General features: G+C 37.8%; 15 protein-coding genes. 13 read left to right on the forward strand and 2 right to left on the reverse strand.

The annotated features are described in order from the left end of the window. Positions 1-84: 84 nt before the first annotated feature. Positions 85-222 (reverse strand): YqzM family protein, encoded by a 138-nt coding sequence (locus FZF09_RS02625; RefSeq protein WP_158735043.1) that lies wholly within the window; start codon positions 220-222, stop codon positions 85-87. 368 nt (positions 223-590) lie between these two features. Between FZF09_RS02625 and holA the strand changes: the two genes are divergently transcribed. Continuing rightward, the gene (holA, locus tag FZF09_RS02630) at positions 591-1643 is read left to right on the forward strand and encodes a DNA polymerase III subunit delta (protein WP_158735044.1); all 1053 of its coding nucleotides are present in this window, start codon (positions 591-593) and stop codon (positions 1641-1643) included. A 17-nt stretch (positions 1644-1660) separates the two neighbouring features. Here the strand turns inward: holA and rpsT are convergent, their stop codons facing one another. Then, positions 1661-1927 (reverse strand): 30S ribosomal protein S20, encoded by a 267-nt coding sequence (rpsT, locus tag FZF09_RS02635; RefSeq protein ID WP_158735045.1) that lies wholly within the window; start codon positions 1925-1927, stop codon positions 1661-1663. 161 nt (positions 1928-2088) lie between these two features. On the opposite strand from rpsT, the gene gpr reads away from it, so the two are divergent. The 12 genes from gpr to mtaB all read left to right on the forward strand — a co-directional run bounded on the left by gpr (position 2089) and on the right by mtaB (position 17059). After that, positions 2089-3204 carry a GPR endopeptidase gene (gene gpr / locus FZF09_RS02640; RefSeq protein ID WP_370514417.1) on the forward strand — a complete coding sequence of 372 codons (1116 nt, stop codon included), beginning with the start codon at positions 2089-2091 and terminating at the stop codon, positions 3202-3204. 220 nt (positions 3205-3424) lie between these two features. Further along, positions 3425-4585, forward strand: a complete 1161-nt coding sequence (gene spoIIP / locus FZF09_RS02645; protein WP_158735046.1) for a stage II sporulation protein P — start codon at positions 3425-3427, stop codon at positions 4583-4585. A 1-nt stretch (position 4586) separates the two neighbouring features. Next, positions 4587-4877 carry a hypothetical protein gene (locus tag FZF09_RS02650; RefSeq protein WP_158735047.1) on the forward strand — a complete coding sequence of 97 codons (291 nt, stop codon included), beginning with the start codon at positions 4587-4589 and terminating at the stop codon, positions 4875-4877. Between the two features lie 283 nt (positions 4878-5160). Continuing rightward, positions 5161-6987 (forward strand): translation elongation factor 4, encoded by a 1827-nt coding sequence (gene lepA / locus FZF09_RS02655; RefSeq protein WP_158735048.1) that lies wholly within the window; start codon positions 5161-5163, stop codon positions 6985-6987. A gap of 173 nt (positions 6988-7160) precedes the next feature. Further along, positions 7161-8303: a radical SAM family heme chaperone HemW gene (hemW, locus tag FZF09_RS02660; RefSeq protein WP_158735049.1), complete on the forward strand. Its 1143-nt coding sequence runs from the start codon at positions 7161-7163 to the stop codon at positions 8301-8303. Between the two features lie 125 nt (positions 8304-8428). Then, entirely contained in the window at positions 8429-9463 is a 1035-nt protein-coding gene (gene hrcA, locus FZF09_RS02665; protein ID WP_158735050.1) for a heat-inducible transcriptional repressor HrcA, read from the forward strand. Positions 9464-9747: 284 nt separating this feature from the next. Continuing rightward, complete coding sequence (grpE, locus tag FZF09_RS02670) at positions 9748-10326, forward strand: nucleotide exchange factor GrpE (RefSeq protein WP_158735419.1); 579 nt, start codon at positions 9748-9750, stop codon at positions 10324-10326. A 37-nt stretch (positions 10327-10363) separates the two neighbouring features. After that, positions 10364-12205: a molecular chaperone DnaK gene (dnaK, locus tag FZF09_RS02675; protein WP_158735051.1), complete on the forward strand. Its 1842-nt coding sequence runs from the start codon at positions 10364-10366 to the stop codon at positions 12203-12205. A 460-nt stretch (positions 12206-12665) separates the two neighbouring features. Further along, a complete protein-coding gene (gene dnaJ / locus FZF09_RS02680) occupies positions 12666-13781 on the forward strand; it encodes a molecular chaperone DnaJ (RefSeq protein WP_158735052.1) in 1116 nt (371 codons plus the stop codon). A gap of 232 nt (positions 13782-14013) precedes the next feature. After that, positions 14014-14952, forward strand: coding sequence for a 50S ribosomal protein L11 methyltransferase (gene prmA, locus FZF09_RS02685; protein ID WP_158735053.1), 939 nt, complete (start codon positions 14014-14016; stop codon positions 14950-14952). 20 nt (positions 14953-14972) lie between these two features. Further along, positions 14973-15719: a 16S rRNA (uracil(1498)-N(3))-methyltransferase gene (locus FZF09_RS02690; RefSeq protein ID WP_158735054.1), complete on the forward strand. Its 747-nt coding sequence runs from the start codon at positions 14973-14975 to the stop codon at positions 15717-15719. Between the two features lie 5 nt (positions 15720-15724). After that, positions 15725-17059 (forward strand): tRNA (N(6)-L-threonylcarbamoyladenosine(37)-C(2))-methylthiotransferase MtaB, encoded by a 1335-nt coding sequence (gene mtaB, locus FZF09_RS02695; protein ID WP_158735055.1) that lies wholly within the window; start codon positions 15725-15727, stop codon positions 17057-17059. The last annotated feature ends 22 nt before the right edge of the window (positions 17060-17081 follow it).

Raw genomic sequence — 17081 nt, forward strand, 5'->3', positions numbered from 1 at the left:
GTGGTCCTCACCAACGTATTGGCGAGGACCACTCTTTTTAATTACTGGGTTTTGTCCCAGCCTCTTTTGTTTGGGTGATGCTGATTAAAAATTGCTAGCAACATCCACTACTGTAGCAACGATGAAAATTAAGGAAAAGAATACAAAGGATGCTATAAAGGCTACCACGGAGTCATTAAAATCATTCCGTTTACTTTGTACGTCTTTTTCAAACTGATTCACAATGAATCCCTCCTTGCTAGTGCACTCTTTTCCTAGTATAAGACAAGCGTCTGCAAAAATCCATAATGACATAAAAAATCTTATATTACTTAAAAAGAGCAGCAGGAGGACATTGGCCTTGCTGTAAAGAGTTGTCACCTATAAGCACGGCAAACATAGGATATCCTAAAAGAGAAAAGATGAACATCGTTGATGAGAAGGGTTCCTAGGCCTTTTTATCAACGTTTATCATAAATGGAAAGTGCTGAATAAAGCACTTTCCTTTTCTCCATGATTAGTCCTCTTTAGAATCATCATTGCGAAATACAAACGTAATGGATACGATAGATAAAGAAGACAATTAGTATGATAAATGGAGTGCGGATTATATGGATCATATGCAGCTTTCTAAAGATATAGAACAAAAAGGAGTCAAGCCAGTATACTTATTATATGGTAAGGAAGATTTTTTCATTAAAGACATTACGGAAAAAATTGTTTCTTCTGTTTTAACAGAAGAGGAAAGAGATTTTAACTATTCGATTTATGATATGAAAGAAATGCCTGTAGAGGCCGCCGTAGAAGAAGGAGAAACATTGCCGTTTTTTGGAGAAAAAAGAGTGATTCTATTAAGAAACTGTTATTTTTTAACGGGCGTTAAAGATAAAGAAAAAATAGAACACCATTTACCCACTTTTGAACAATACCTAGACAATCCTCCGAATGAAACAATTATGATCGTAACGGTATCATATGAAAAATTAGATGAACGAAAAAAAATCGTGAAGAAACTAAAAAAGCAAGGAATGGTATTAGAAGCTGCTCCGTACGATGAAGCTAAAATGTTTCAATGGATAGATACCTATACAAGAGAAAATCAGCTTTATCTTACACACGAAGCCAAAGAATTATTGGTACAGTTAGCGGGAAAAGAGATGATGATGCTTGCTTCAGAGATGGATAAACTCTCCTTATATGTAACGGAATCAAATGAAATAACAGTCGATATTGTTGAAAAATTAGTCGCAAGAACGCTTGAGGATAATGTGTTTGAATTAGTAGACCATGTCGTGCAAGGCCGTTCAGAAAAAGCTCTTCGTATATATTTTGATTTATTGAAGCAAAACGAAGAACCGATTAAAATTTTAATGCTGCTTGCTAGACAGTTTCGCATGATTTTGCAAGTCAAACAATTAAAGCAGCGAGGTTATTCACGCAAAAAAATGGCATCTCAACTAAAGGTCCATCCCTTTGCTGTAAAAATAGCCGAGGGGCAAATAAAAAATTTTGATGACATTGCACTTAAATACATTTTAAAAGAGTTGGCTGATGCAGATTATGAAATGAAAACGGGAAAAATGGATAAATCTCTTCGGGTAGAATTAGGTATAGCAAAAATCGTGGGCTTTCATAATAATTATAAACAAAAAACGACTCTTTAGGGAGTCGTTTTGTTTACTTATTGAGCAATTTTATTTAATCGTTGCTGCATGTCTGATTTCGTACGCGCTGCAGCGTTTTTGTGAATCATCTTTTTATCAGCGGCTTTATCAACTTTTTTTGTAGCAAGTTGGAAAAGTTCTTTGGCACCTTCCAAATCTTTATTGTCAACTTTTTTATTAAATTCCTTAACCGCCGAACGCATTGATGTTTTAAACGCTTGATGTTTCACGCGTCTGTTTTCGTTAGTAAGTACACGTTTCTTAGCAGATTTAATGTTTGCCATATTAGTCACCTCCTTGTAGTGTTCCATTAATCTTAAAGACCAATAGGAACTCAAGAGGATTCTAACAAAAAACACTTAGAGGCGCAAGATAAGAATAAATTGAGAAAGCTTTCTCATACTAAGAATTAAAAGACAAAGAGTGCTGCAAGAAAGCGGGTGCAATGATGGGAAAACAATTAGATTTGTCAGCTTATTCTGTCCGTACAGATTTGGCGATTGAAGAAAAAGAATTATTAGAAGAAAAAGAACTACAGGGAACTCCTAAAAATACAGAAAAAGGTATTTGGATCCAGGAGAAAGAAGAAAATGGGGTTAAAATTACGAGAGTGAAAATAAAAGAAGCTGGGGCAAAACAAACTGGTAAAAAGCCAGGAGAATATTTAACTTTCGAAGCGCAAGGGATAAGAAAACAAGATACAAAACTTCAACAAAAAGTGGAAGAAATATTTGCTCGGGAATTTTCTGCCTTTATGGATCAGTTAAATATTTCAAAAGATGCTTCTTGTCTCGTAACTGGACTTGGAAATTGGAACGTTACGCCAGACGCTCTTGGACCGATGGTAGTAGACAAACTTGTCATTACTAGACATTTATTTAAAGAAGCACCTGAACACGTAGAAGATGGTTTTCGGCCGGTAAGTGCATTTGCACCTGGGGTAATGGGCATGACAGGTGTAGAAACGAGTGATATTATTTCGGCTGTTATCGATAAAACAAAACCAGATTTTATTATTGCAATAGATGCTTTGGCATCACGGTCAATAGAACGAGTAAATACAACAATCCAAATTTCTGATACAGGGATTCATCCGGGCTCAGGAGTAGGTAATAAAAGAAAAGAATTAAGTAAAAAGACTCTCGGAATACCGGTTATTGCCATTGGTATACCGACAGTGGTAGATGCTGTCTCTATCACCAGTGATACGATTGATTTTATTTTAAAACACCTGGGAAAAGAGATGAATACAGAAGATACTGCAGGAAAAGCATTAACTCCTGCCGGAATGACATTCGGGGAGAAAAGAGAATTAACGGATGAAGATTTGCCCGAAGAAAAAGAGAGAAAAGCTATGCTTGGTATGATTGGAGGATTAGAAGATATAGAAAAACGCCAATTAATACAAGAAGTGCTTGCTCCATTAGGACATAATTTGATGGTAACACCGAAGGAAGTCGACGTATTTATGCGTGATATGGCAAACGTAATATCAGAAGGTCTTAATGCTGCCCTTCATGGAAGTATTTCACAAAATAGTACCGGTACGTATACAAAATAGAAAGCTGCTTTATTTCGCGCATGTTGGTTCGGCAGATAGAATTCAATAAAATGATGTCATTGCTTAAAAAACTCGCCAATTGGCGAGTTTTTTACATGTAATACAACAGTTTTAACCAGAAATACTTGTCAAAAAACCGAGTGTTTTGTTCCTTCTTATTTGCACCTTACAGGTTCTAATCTAGCAGGTGGAACTCATAGATTAGAGCAAGGAGGAAGGAATGATGACCCCTAATTTTAAGAAAAAAAATGTAAGCTTAAATAGGACAAGTTTTAAACAAATTATCATTGCATGTTTAACCGGATACTTATTTATTATGTTTTTAATAGCTGTTTTAACTTCTGTGGAACAAGACAAATATTTTTCTTCCCGTAATCTGCATGCTTGGAGTTCTCATGTTCAAAACGAACTTTTAGCAGCTTTTTTTATCTATGAAAATCGTTATTTTTTAAATGCAGATGAAATAACAAATCCGGCAGTATCTAGTATGGTGTTTGAATTTGTCACAAGGCTTGATATAAAAGATCCTAGAACTTTACTTGGACGAGAACTGCCGGGATTTGCTTCATTTGACGGTAAAATCATAGTCGCTGGGGATGGTACTGATTTTACAAATATGCCGGTGGAATCTGCTCCGCCTATGGAAGTGCTGATGGAAGAAAGAGAAGCAACTTCTAAAAGGCTCGAGATTGCTGAAAAAACCGAAGATAGTCCTAATCAGGAAGCGGCAGGGGAAAATCCTATTGCTCATATTATTCATTCGCACAGCAGAGAATCATATTTACCTGAATTAGAAGAAGGAACAGATGTAGCTTTTCATCCGGAGGTTAATATTACACTCGTAGGCGATCGCCTCGGACAAGAACTTGAAAAACGAGGAATCAGTACCAAAGTGAATAAAACGGATATTGAACAGAAACTACATGAAAATGGATGGGATTTTCCTCAATCATATGATGTTTCCAGAGAAGTTTTACAAGAAGCTATTTCTCAAAATGAAGAGTTAGAACTTTTCTTTGATCTTCATCGTGACTCTCAAACGCGTGACGTCACAACAGTAACTATAAATGGTGAAACGTTAGCTAGGACAATGTTTGTTATAGGCGAGAATAATCCTGATTATGAGAAAAATTTAGAAATGGCGACGGAGCTTCATAATAAATTAGAAGAAAATTATCCAGGTTTAAGCAGAGGGGTTATAACAAAAGGCGGGGGCGGATCCAATGGTCGTTATAACCAAGATCTTTCCAAAAACTCCGTTTTAGTGGAGATGGGCGGAATGGAGAATAATTTAGAAGAGACATATCGAACAACAGAAATATTGGCTGAAGTAATAAGTGAGCAATATTTTGAAGCAGAATCTGTGGAGGGAGAGGAGTAAAGTGCGGTTCGTAACGCTTTTGTTAGGTGCAGGTTTACTCTTTATGTCCGGAATGATTACCGGTTATCACTATGCACAAAGTCATTGGCTGGATGCAAAAGGGGATTCAGATTTAGTTGAAGAAGAGCAGCAAGTAATGGAGTTAAAGAAAGAAGAACAAGAAAATAGTGACGATCTTGCTTCTGATCTATTAAAGAAGCAAGCGGGTATAAAAGAAAAAGGAGCCGAAAATATATTTTCCAATATTGGACAGTCTCTTGACGTTTTTAATCCTTCCTCCAATGGTAATTAAAGCCAGTCTTTTAGCATTACGGTAAATATTGAAGAACCCTTGCTCCATTGATATAATAGACATTAGTGCTTTAGTACGGAAATCGCTGTAGTATTCTCTACAGCGATTTATTCATAGATTTTTCATGTTGGCCCACACCTCAACAAAAAAGGTGATTTTCCCTCATCCATGGGATGAGGCTTTAAAAGTATTGGTACTTTTCTTAACCTGTAAAAGACAAACTACGTTTATCGTCATTAAGATTGCCAAAAAGTCATGTTTTTCTAATAGGAGTGAGTATAGAATGAACAATCGAGAAAGAAAAGAACGGCAAAGCAGGATTAGGAATTTTTCTATTATTGCCCATATCGACCATGGTAAGTCCACCCTGGCTGACCGGTTGTTGGAATCTACTAGTGCATTAACGCAAAGAGAAATGAAAGATCAAATGCTTGATGCTATGGATTTAGAAAGGGAAAGAGGTATTACTATAAAACTAAATTCAGTTCAGCTCAAGCATAAACATACGGATGGGGAAGAGTATATTTTTCATTTAATTGATACACCTGGACATGTAGATTTTTCATATGAAGTTTCAAGGAGTCTGGCTGCTTGTGAAGGGGCCCTTTTAATTGTAGATGCTGCCCAAGGCATTGAAGCGCAGACTCTGGCTAATGTATATTTAGCTCTAGACAATGATCTCGAGATTATCCCGGTTATAAATAAAATTGATCTTCCAAGTGCTGAACCAGAACGAGTAAAACAAGAAATTGAAGATGTAATCGGGTTAGATGCTTCAGATGCTGTGCATGCTTCTGCAAAAAGCGGCATTGGCACAGAGGAAATTTTGAGTCAAATTGTCGAAAACATCCCTGCGCCTGCTGGAGATCCGGAAGCGCCGCTGCAAGCACTCATTTTTGATTCGCTTTATGATACATACCGAGGCGTTATTGCCTATATTAGGGTGAAAGAAGGGACGATTAAAGCCGGTCAAAAAATAAAAATGATGGCAACAGATAAAGTATTTGAAGTTTCAGAAGTAGGGGTATTTACACCTAAGCCTGTTGTTTGTAATGAACTGACCGTAGGGGACGTTGGGTTTTTAACTGCATCGATAAAAAATGTAAGTGATTCACGTGTCGGAGATACCATTACAAGTGCCGATAAACCTGCAGATAATCCCCTGCCCGGTTACAAAAAAATGAATCCGATGGTTTTCTGTGGAATGTATCCGGTTGACGCCAATGACTATAACTCATTGAGGGACGCGTTAGAAAGATTAGAATTAAATGACAGCTCTCTTCAATACGAAGCAGAAACATCCCAAGCTTTGGGTTTTGGCTTTCGCTGCGGATTTTTGGGGCTTCTTCATATGGAAATATTGCAAGAAAGAATCGAACGAGAATATGGTATTGAATTAATTACGACGGCTCCAAGTGTAATATACAATGTGTATTTAACGGATGGGGAAATACTTGAAATCGATAATCCATCGAACATGCCTGATCCGCAAAAAACAGAATCAGTGGAAGAACCGTTCGTGAAAGCTACCGTGATGGTGCCAAACGACTTCGTAGGAGCTGTAATGGAACTATGTCAAAAAAAGCGCGGTGAGTTTGTAGACATGCAGTATATGGATGAAAATCGCGTTAATATCATTTATAATCTTCCTTTAACAGAAATTGTATATGACTTTTTTGATCAGCTGAAATCAAACACAAAAGGCTATGCTTCGTTTGATTATGAGTTTATAGGCTATAAAGAATCTAATTTGGTCAAAATGGATATTTTATTAAACGGGGAAACAGTAGATGCATTATCTGTCATTGTGCACAGAGACTCAGCTTATGAACGTGGAAAATCGATCGTTGAAAAGCTTAAAGAATTAATTCCCCGTCAGCAATTTGAAGTTCCTGTTCAAGCGAGCATCGGACAAAAAATTATTGCGCGTTCTAACATTAAAGCTATCCGTAAAAATGTTTTATCGAAGTGTTATGGCGGAGATATTACAAGAAAAAGAAAGCTTCTCGAGAAGCAAAAAGAAGGAAAGAAACGCATGAAAAGTGTTGGGAAAGTTGACATTCCACAAGAAGCATTTATGTCTGTTCTTCGAATGGATAATGATGACTAATATGTTAAGTCTTGAACGCAAGAGGTTGTCTCATGTAGCGGGATTTCTGTTAAACTGGCAAATGTCTTTATGGCTCCAGTTTTTCTCGCTTAGGAGAGAACCTCTCTTTTCATGAAAGGCTGACACCAGTATACACGTTTGATTTGATGCTTTTTTTAAAAGAAGGTGATGAAATGGCACCATCAGCAATTTATGTTCATATTCCGTTTTGTAAGCAAATATGTTTTTATTGCGACTTCAACAAATTTTATTTAGAAAATCAGCCCGTTAACGATTATGTGGACGCATTAGGTAAAGAGATTAGAGATACTTTTTCTATTAACCAGGGACAGTCTATTAGCTCAGTGTATATAGGAGGAGGAACTCCAACGGCTTTAAATAATGATGAATTAGAGAAAGTAATTCTCGATATAAAAAGCAATGCGCCGTTACTTGAAAATGAATTGGAATTTACGGTAGAGGTTAATCCGGGTGAAGCAGGATTAGATAAATTACAGTTAATGCAAAGCCTCGGAGTTAATAGATTAAGTATTGGAGTTCAAAGCTTTGATAGTTCTTTGTTAAAAAAAATAGGCAGAAGCCATTCTGCCAAAGAAGCTTTGAAAACGATAGATCTTGCACGTGAAGCAGGATTTGAGAACATTTCTATTGATTTAATGTTTGGATTGCCTGGCCAAACCATGCAAATGTGGCAGGAAACGATTGCAACAATGTTAGATCAGAATATACCTCATGTTTCTGCTTATTCTTTAAAAATAGAAGAAAAAACAATGTTTTATAATTGGCAGCGTCAAGGAAAACTGCAAACAATCCCTGAAGATAAAGAGGCTCAAATGTATGAAGAATTGGTTTCAAGGCTGCAAGCTTCGGGGTATGACACGTATGAAATCAGTAATTTTGCTAAAAAGGGATTTGAAAGCAGGCACAACCAAGTGTATTGGGAAAACAAAGAGTATTTTGGATTTGGAGCAGGGGCACATGGGTATGTTAATGGAAACCGTTACGCTAACATAGCCCCTTTGACACATTATATTAAGGCCCTTCAACAAGGTGAATCTGCTGTCAAAGAAACACATAAAGTTACAACACAAGAAATGATGGAAGAAGAAATGTTTATGGGGCTTCGTATGAAAAAAGGTGTTAAGGAAGAAATTTTTAAAAAGAAGTACGGCAGCTCATACTTTGATGTTTTTCAAGAAGCTATTCAAGACCTGCAGCATAAAGAGCTGTTAAAGGACACAGGCAGTTCTTTGCATTTAACAAAAAAAGGACGCTTGTTAGGTAATGAAGTATTTGAGAGGTTTCTGTTTGAGTAATGTTAAAAAGAAAATAATAGTTGAAAAATCTCAAGTTTGTGGATTGACAAACACCTAACCGTTTGATAACTTTACAATAGATTTAGCACTCGTTTATCAAGAGTGCTAACAGAGGTGATGTTGGCATGCTTACAGACCGCCAATTGTTTATCTTACAGGCAATTATAGACAACTACATTCAATCAGCTGAGCCAATTGGTTCTAGGAGTATTTCTAAAAGTGACGGGATGAGTTATAGTCCTGCTACGATTAGAAATGAAATGGCTGATTTAGAAGAGCTTGGTTTTCTGGAAAAACCACACAGCTCCTCTGGAAGGATCCCTTCGGAAAAAGGATACCGTCATTATGTAGATCATTTGCTGCTTCCTCACCGTCTTTCAAAAAAAGAGATTCAAAATGTAAGATCTCTTTTTGCTGAAAAGATTTTGGAAGCAGAACAAGTTGTTAAGCAATCTGCGACTATTTTGTCTGATTTAACAAGTTATGCATCTATTGTGTTAGGTCCTGAAGTATTTGAATCGAAGCTAAAACATGTACAGATTATTCCACTAAATGCTCAAGCTGCAGTAGCTATTCTTGTGACTGATACCGGTCATGTGGAAAATCATACAGTCACACTTCCTGAGTCATTAAATAGCACTGATCTTGAAAAGATCGCTAATATTTTAAATGACCGCTTAGAAGGTGTACCGCTTTATAAGCTGCAAGAAAAAATCTATAAAGAAGTGGCTGGACTTTTAAAGCAGCACGTAAACAGTTTCCACGATGCTTTCCGTTTTACGGAAGAGACATTGCAAAAAAGTAAACAAGAAAAAGTGTTTTACGGTGGAAAAACGAATTTACTGTCTCAACCAGAATTTAAAGATATAGAAAAAGTAAAAATGATTTTTGAAATACTTGAACAAGACCATACAGTACATGAACTATTGAAACCTGAACAAGATGGATTAGTCATTCGTATTGGGCAAGAAAATAATTACGAGGCTTTTGAAGATTGTAGTATTATTTCAGCCACTTATTCTTTTGACGGAAAACCGGTCGGCACCATTGGAATTGTTGGACCAACAAGAATGGAATACCCTAGAGTTATTGGGTTAATTCAGCACTTGTCCAAAGGACTGTCAGATGCTTTAACAAACTTGTATACTAGCGGCAACTAATGATAATATATATTTTTGGTTACAGGAGAGTTTATTCTCTCCTCTCTCTATGTAAATGAGTTAAAGTCTTATCCTGTCTATTTCGTCATGAAGAATTGGCGGGATTTAGGCTTTTTTCAAACCTTAAAAGTTTTGCGCGCTGCTGCTGCCTATTGTCGGTGCTAAGCTCTAGACTAGGCATGGATTAAATGAGTATTTAACAGAACTTAATTTGACCGGGGGCGTACGCGCTTTTCTTAATAATAAAGCAAATACGGGAGGTGAATGAAGTGAAAGAAGAGTCTATGGAACAAGAAGCAACTGCTGAGGAAACCACTTCAATGGAAGATGTTCATGAGGATGAATCTCAACAAGAGGAAGAGACACTTTCCCAAGAGGAGAAGTCATCTGATGAAATAAATGAAACAGAAGAACAACAAGAAATAGAAAGATTAAAACAAGAGGCAGAAGAGTGGAAGAACCGTTCCTTGAGAGCCCAGGCAGACCTTGACAATGTAAGACGCAGGGCAAAAGAGGAAAAAGAAAAGGCAGCAAAATATCGAGCTCAAGATCTTATTGAATCGCTTCTTCCCGTGTTAGATAACTTTGAGCGGGCTATCAGTGCTTCCCCAGAAAGTGAAGAAGCATCTTCTTTGCTAGAAGGGGTGAATATGGTATATTCTCAATTCTTAGAAGCTGTGCAAAAAGAAGGGCTTGAAGTTATTGAAACAAAAGGACAGACATTTGATCCCCATCAGCATCAAGCTGTAATGCAGGTTGAGGAAGAAGGATTTGAATCAAATCAGATCGTGGAAGAATTGCAAAAGGGATATAAACTAAAAGACAAAGTAATTAGACCAGCTATGGTTAAGGTTAACGCATAAACTACATAGTTGATTTTAATAGGAGGCTGACAAGACAATGAGCAGAGTTATTGGTATCGACCTTGGAACAACAAATTCTTGTGTAGCAGTGATGGAAGGCGGAGAAGCACAAGTCATTCCAAATCCGGAAGGAAATCGAACAACCCCTTCAGTAGTGGCTTTCAAAGATGGAGAACGTCAAGTAGGTGAAGTAGCTAAGCGTCAAGCCATTACCAATCCTAATACGATTCAATCCATCAAACGTTACATGGGTACAGATCATAAAGAAGAGGTAGAGGGAAAAGAATACACACCTCAAGAGATATCAGCAATTATTTTGCAGAAATTAAAAAGTGACGCGGAAAGCTATCTTGGTGAAACAGTAACAAAAGCTGTCATCACTGTACCTGCTTACTTTAATGACTCTCAGCGTCAAGCTACAAAAGACGCTGGAAAAATTGCAGGTCTTGAGGTTGAGCGTATTGTGAACGAACCGACAGCAGCATCCTTAGCTTATGGTTTTGAAAAAGAAGAGGATCAAACCATTTTGGTATATGACCTTGGTGGAGGAACATTTGACGTATCTATTCTAGAACTTGGGGATGGATTTTTTGAAGTGAAATCTACTTCAGGTGACAACAAGCTTGGCGGGGATGATTTTGACCAAGTGATTATTGACCACCTTGTATCTGAATTCAAAAAAGAAAATGGTATCGATCTTTCCCAAGATAAAATGGCGGTACAGCGCTTAAAAGACGCTGCAGAAAAAGCGAAAAAAGACCTTTCCGGTGTATCTCAAACTCAAATTTCGCTACCGTTTATTACTGCAGACTCAAGCGGACCAAAACATCTTGAAATTACGATGACACGTGCTAAGTTTGATGAATTATCTTCCCATTTAGTAGAGAAAACAATGAAACCTACACGCCAGGCTCTGCAAGATGCAGGTTTGAGTGCAGGTGAAGTGGATAAAGTTATTCTTGTCGGTGGTTCAACACGTATTCCAGCTGTACAGGATGCAATTAAGAAATTGACAGGAAAAGATCCTCATAAAGGCGTTAATCCTGACGAAGTAGTAGCACTCGGTGCAGCTGTTCAAGCTGGTGTACTGGCTGGGGACGTAAAAGATGTCGTTCTATTAGATGTAACTCCGCTTTCATTAGGAATTGAAACAATGGGCGGTGTTTCTACAAAACTGATTGAACGAAATACAACCATCCCAACTAGTAAATCACAAGTATTCTCGACAGCAGCAGATAACCAGCCATCAGTTGATATTCATGTGCTACAAGGAGAGCGTGAAATGGCAGCTGATAATAAAACCTTAGGTCGTTTTCAGCTGACTGATATTCCGCCAGCTCCTCGTGGTGTTCCGCAAATCGAAGTAACTTTTGATATTGATGCAAACGGAATTGTAAATGTGCGTGCCAAAGATTTAGGTACGAATAAAGAACAATCCATTACAATCACTTCGTCTTCCGGCCTTTCCGAAGATGAAATTGATCAAATGGTTAAAGACGCAGAAGAAAACGCAGAAGAAGATAAAAAACGTAAAGAAGCAGTAGAAGTTAGAAACGAAGCAGATCAATTAGTATTCACTACAGAAAAAACACTTGAAGACCTTGGTGATAATGTAGACCAATCTGAAAAGGATAAAGCTGAAGAGGCCAAAAATAAAGTGAAAGAAGCGCTTGAAGGCGATGATATTGAAGCAATTAGAACAGCAAAAGATGAACTGCAAGAAATCGTTCAGCAGCTGTCTACGAAATTGTATGAGCAAGCCGCTCAACAGGCGCAGCAAGCACAAGGTGCTGAAAATGAAAATACAGAAAATAATTCAGCTGACGATGTGGTGGATGCAGATTATGAAGAAGTGGAAGATGACGAGAAAAAAGATTAATAAATATTACTTCTGGGGAGAACCTTCTTTAATATAAAACTACCGTCTCTTCCCCCCTGCCGTAGGGAATTGAATGAAATAAAGGTAATAGAATAGATTGATCGGTATTAGGGGCTGTCCCAATGGAAGGTAAAGCTGTGCTAACATTCCGGGCCAGCCCCTTTTTTTGCATTGTTAAGAATGAATGCATAAAATATGCTGATCTACAGGGAATCTCGGCAATCCACCTTACAGGATATACTAATGCCGCCGTTGCCGCAGGATTTAGCGTTTTGCATTATTAGATAATATTAAGGGCAACTACATCTCTGTTTTCGCCTTTTACGCTCACCAATTGGCGATTTTTCTTTAGGCGGTTTTGTTAACAAGCGGCAAGCCGAGCTTTTCTAATGGAGTTGAATAACTTTTAAAGATAATGATATGATTATCGTTATGGACTAGGGAACGGGAGTGAAGAAACATGAGTAAACGTGATTATTATGAAGTACTTGGGTTGGACGAAAATGCTTCGGTTGATGAGATAAAAAAAGCATATAGGAAACTTGCCCGTAAATATCACCCTGACGTAAATAAAGAAGAAAATGCAGAAGAAAAATTTAAAGAAGTAAAAGAAGCATATGATACGCTTAGTGATCCTCAAAAGAAAGCGAATTATGACAGGTTTGGCCATGCTGATCCGAATCAAGGATTTGGCGGTGCTGGAGGTGCTGGAGACTTTGGTGGCTTTGGTGATATTTTTGATATGTTTTTTGGAGGCGGTCGAAGAGATCCAAATGCACCCCGGCAAGGATCTGATTTACAATACACCATGACACTAACTTTTAAAGAAGCTGCCTTTGGTAAAGATACAGAAATTGAAATTCCTAGAGAAGAAACGTGCAGCACATGCAGCGGCAGCGGTGCTAAGCCTGGTACGCAACCTGAAACCTGTACGAAATGCGGCGGTGCAGGACAATTGAACATTGAACAAAATACACCGTTTGGCCGTGTAGTGAACAGACGAGTTTGCGACCGCTGTCAAGGCACAGGAAAAATGATTAAAGAAAAATGTACTACCTGCGGTGGGAACGGAAAAATTCGTAAAAATAAAAAAATCAGCATTAAAGTTCCGGCTGGTGTAGATCATGGACAACAGATAAGAGTTGCTGGTCAAGGGGAGCCTGGAGCAAACGGCGGACCTCAAGGTGATCTATACGTCGTATTTAATGTCCAGCCTCATGAATTTTTTGAACGAGATGGTGATGATGTATATTGTGAGATGCCGCTGACATTTGCACAAGCAGCTTTAGGTGATGAGATTGAAGTGCCAACTCTTCGCAGTAAAGTGAAATTGAAAATACCGGCAGGTACGCAAACGGGTACAAGTTTCCGTCTTCGCGGGAAGGGAATTCCTAATGTCCATGGTCGAGGACAAGGAGACCAGCATGTTAAAGTTCGAGTGATAACACCTAAAAAACTTAATGAAAAACAAAAAGAGCTTATCCGCGAATTTTCAGAACAGAGCGGTGATGAACAGGTAGATGAGCAGAGCCATAATTTTTTTGAAAAAGTGAAACGAGCGTTTAGGGGAGAATAACTTTTAATACTACAGGATGGCGCATTGTTCTAGCTGCAGCGCCCAGTCTCCGAATGTATTAAGTATGAAGACGTGCTATTAAAACAGAATTTCCATGAACAGCTATTTAAACTTATATGGAAAAAAGTCCCCTTTATGAAATTTAATAATTAGCGAAGAAGCAGTTTCTAAAGGGGGCTTTGTTCGGCTGACTAGAACACTCGCGCTTTTCTTAATGGAGCAGGTGGGAATAGTGAAATGGATTGAATTTGGTGTTCATACAACACAAGAGGCAGTTGAGCCTATATCTAACATTTTACATGAGTCAGGGGCAAGCGGAGTTGTTATAGAAGACTCGAATGACCTTGAAAAGGAATGGGATGGAACCGAGGATGAAATTTATGAACTTTCCTCGGAGGATTATCCCGAAGAAGGAGTGTTAGTAAAGGCATACTTTCCAGTGAATAGTTTTGCCAAAGAAACAGCCGAAGAAGTAAAGCAGTCTATTAATGATTTACTTCTTCATAATATTGACCTTGGGAAAAATGAAGTAACCTTAACAGAAGTACATGAAGAAGATTGGGCAGAAGCATGGAAAAAGTATTATAAGCCAGTAAAGGTAACTCAATCTTTAACGATTGCTCCGAGTTGGGAAAATTATCAGCCTGTATCCACCGATGAACACGTTATCGAATTGGACCCAGGTATGGCGTTTGGTACGGGGACGCACCCATCAACTGTTCTTTGTTTACAAGCACTAGAACGTATAATAAAGGGTGGAGAATCTGTTATAGATGTAGGAACAGGTTCTGGGATTCTTTCTATAGCAGCTGCTAAGTTTGGGGCAAAAGAAGTCCAGGCTCTCGATGTAGACGAAACGGCTGTTGAAAGTGCCCGCCTTAATGCTTCCTTTAATAATACAGAACATATTATTGAAGTGAATCAGAATAATCTGCTTGAACAGAGGGAAGAGTACGCAGATATCATTGTTGCAAATATACTGGCCGATATTATTCTTCGAATGATTGAAAAGTCATATCACTTACTGCGTACTGGTGGATATTTTATTACATCTGGCATTATTTCTAGTAAAAAAGAAGTAGTAAAAGCAGCATTGATGGAACATGGCTTTATAATTAAGGAAACAATAGAAATGGAAGATTGGGTTGCTTTTGTAGCGCAAAAAAATTAATAGCAGCTGGAGTGGCTTCTATGCAAAGGTATTTTGTAAAACCTGAAAATATGACAGATTCTCATGTCACTGTGACAGGAGAAGATGTTAAGCATATTACAAAAGTAATGAGAATGGCACCAGGAGAAAAAATAGTTTGCCTTAATAATCAAGGCAGGCAAGTTGTATCCCAAATTAATGATATTGAGCAAGAGTTTGTGAAAGCCGATATTATCAAGGAAATACATGAGAACAGTGAGCTGCCCCTCCATGTAACAATAGCTCAAGGATTAATTAAAGGAGATAAACTAGACCTTGTTATTCAAAAAGGTACTGAGTTTGGGGCTTCTGATTTCTACCTCTTTTCTGCAGAACGATCTGTGGTAAAATGGGATGGAAAAAAAATTAATAAAAAGCTAGAACGGCTTAAAAAAATAGCAAAAGAAGCGGCAGAACAATCAGGAAGGCTGATTATTCCTTCGGTTACATTTTTTTCTTCTTGGAAAGAAATGTTAAAAGAAAAACAGAATCATGAGGCGAATGTGTTTTTGTATGAAGAAAACGCGAAGAAAAAGCATCATAGTGACCTTTCAGAAGTACTGGACTCTTCACCTGCCTCGCTTTTGGCATTAATTGGCCCTGAAGGAGGGGTGAGTGAGGAAGAGGCATCAGCATATAGAAAAGAATGTTTTCGAAATATAAGTTTGGGGCCGAGAATTTTACGAAGTGAATCCGCTTCGTTGTACCTATTGGCTGCTTTATCCTATCAATATGAATTACTGAGGTGAATGTTATGGCAACTGTCGCCTTCCATACTCTTGGCTGTAAAGTCAATCATTATGAAACGGAAGCTATTTGGCAGCTTTTTAAAAATGAAGGGTATGAAAAGACTGAATTTGAAAAACGGGCAGATGTTTACGTAATTAATACATGTACTGTCACAAACACCGGAGATAAAAAAAGCCGGCAAGTCATTCGTAGAGCTGTTAGAAAAAACCCGGAGGCTGTTGTTTGTGTAACCGGCTGTTACGCACAAACTTCTCCGGCAGAAATTATGGATATACCTGGAGTAGACATTGTTGTCGGTACACAGGACCGTTCGAAAATGATTGGATATATTGAAAAATATAAAAAAGAACGAGAACCTATAAACGGCGTTAAAAACATTATGAAAACCAGAGTATATGAAGAACTAGATGTTCCTCATTTCACAGACAGAACAAGAGCTTCTTTGAAAATTCAAGAAGGCTGCAACAACTTTTGCACATTTTGCATTATCCCATGGGCAAGAGGACTGCTCCGTTCAAGAAAACCTGAAGATGTTCTTTCCCAAGCCAAACAGCTGGTGAATGCTGGTTACAAAGAAATAGTTTTAACTGGTATTCATACGGGCGGTTATGGTGAAGATATGAAAAATTACAGCTTATCTGATTTGCTAAAAGAGCTAGAAGAAGTAGATGGCCTAAAGCGAATTCGTATTTCATCTATTGAAGCTAGTCAAATAACAGATGAAGTAATTGAAGTTATTGGACAGTCGAAAAAGATTGTCAATCATCTGCACATTCCACTCCAATCAGGTTCGAATTCTGTGTTAAAACGTATGAGAAGAAAATATACAACGGAATTTTTTGCTGAAAGATTAGAGAAGTTGAAAAAAGCACTTCCAGGGCTTGCTGTAACTTCTGATGTTATTGTCGGTTTTCCTGGAGAAAGTGATGAAGAGTTTAAGGAAACTTTCCAATTTATTGCGGACAATAAGTTTTCAGAATTACATGTGTTTCCTTATTCAAAAAGAACAGGTACGCCAGCAGCACGTATGGACAATCAAGTAGAAGATGATGAGAAAAATCGAAGAGTACACGACTTAATAGAGCTTTCTAATCAATTAGCTAAAGAATATGCTTCTTTGTACGAAGGTAGTGTGCTTGAAGTAATACCGGAAGAAAAAGATAAAGAATCAGGACTTTTAACTGGCTACACTTCTAACTATATGAAAGTAAGATTTACTGGTAATGAAGACATGATTGGAAAAATTGTTAAAGTGAAAATAATACAACCTGGGTATCCTTACAATAATGGTGAATTTGTGCGTGCAGCAGATGACCATGAAGAAATGATATTAGCTTAAATATCACGTACAGAAAGGATTA

Source organism: Alteribacillus sp. YIM 98480, from assembly GCF_009765375.1.
In the GTDB taxonomy this organism is placed as follows: domain Bacteria; phylum Bacillota; class Bacilli; order Bacillales; family Marinococcaceae; genus Alteribacillus.

Excerpts from the sequence above, each read along its gene's own strand:
- holA (WP_158735044.1), top strand. The coding sequence starts at position 591 with ATGGATCATATGCAGCTTTCTAAAGATATAGAACAAAAAGGAGTCAAG.
- rpsT (WP_158735045.1), bottom strand. The coding sequence starts at position 1,927 with ATGGCAAACATTAAATCTGCTAAGAAACGTGTACTTACTAACGAAAAC.
- gpr (WP_370514417.1), top strand. The coding sequence starts at position 2,089 with ATGATGGGAAAACAATTAGATTTGTCAGCTTATTCTGTCCGTACAGAT.
- spoIIP (WP_158735046.1), top strand. The coding sequence starts at position 3,425 with ATGATGACCCCTAATTTTAAGAAAAAAAATGTAAGCTTAAATAGGACA.
- lepA (WP_158735048.1), top strand. The coding sequence starts at position 5,161 with ATGAACAATCGAGAAAGAAAAGAACGGCAAAGCAGGATTAGGAATTTT.
- hemW (WP_158735049.1), top strand. The coding sequence starts at position 7,161 with ATGGCACCATCAGCAATTTATGTTCATATTCCGTTTTGTAAGCAAATA.
- hrcA (WP_158735050.1), top strand. The coding sequence starts at position 8,429 with ATGCTTACAGACCGCCAATTGTTTATCTTACAGGCAATTATAGACAAC.
- grpE (WP_158735419.1), top strand. The coding sequence starts at position 9,748 with ATGGAACAAGAAGCAACTGCTGAGGAAACCACTTCAATGGAAGATGTT.
- dnaK (WP_158735051.1), top strand. The coding sequence starts at position 10,364 with ATGAGCAGAGTTATTGGTATCGACCTTGGAACAACAAATTCTTGTGTA.
- dnaJ (WP_158735052.1), top strand. The coding sequence starts at position 12,666 with ATGAGTAAACGTGATTATTATGAAGTACTTGGGTTGGACGAAAATGCT.
- FZF09_RS02690 (WP_158735054.1), top strand. The coding sequence starts at position 14,973 with ATGCAAAGGTATTTTGTAAAACCTGAAAATATGACAGATTCTCATGTC.
- mtaB (WP_158735055.1), top strand. The coding sequence starts at position 15,725 with ATGGCAACTGTCGCCTTCCATACTCTTGGCTGTAAAGTCAATCATTAT.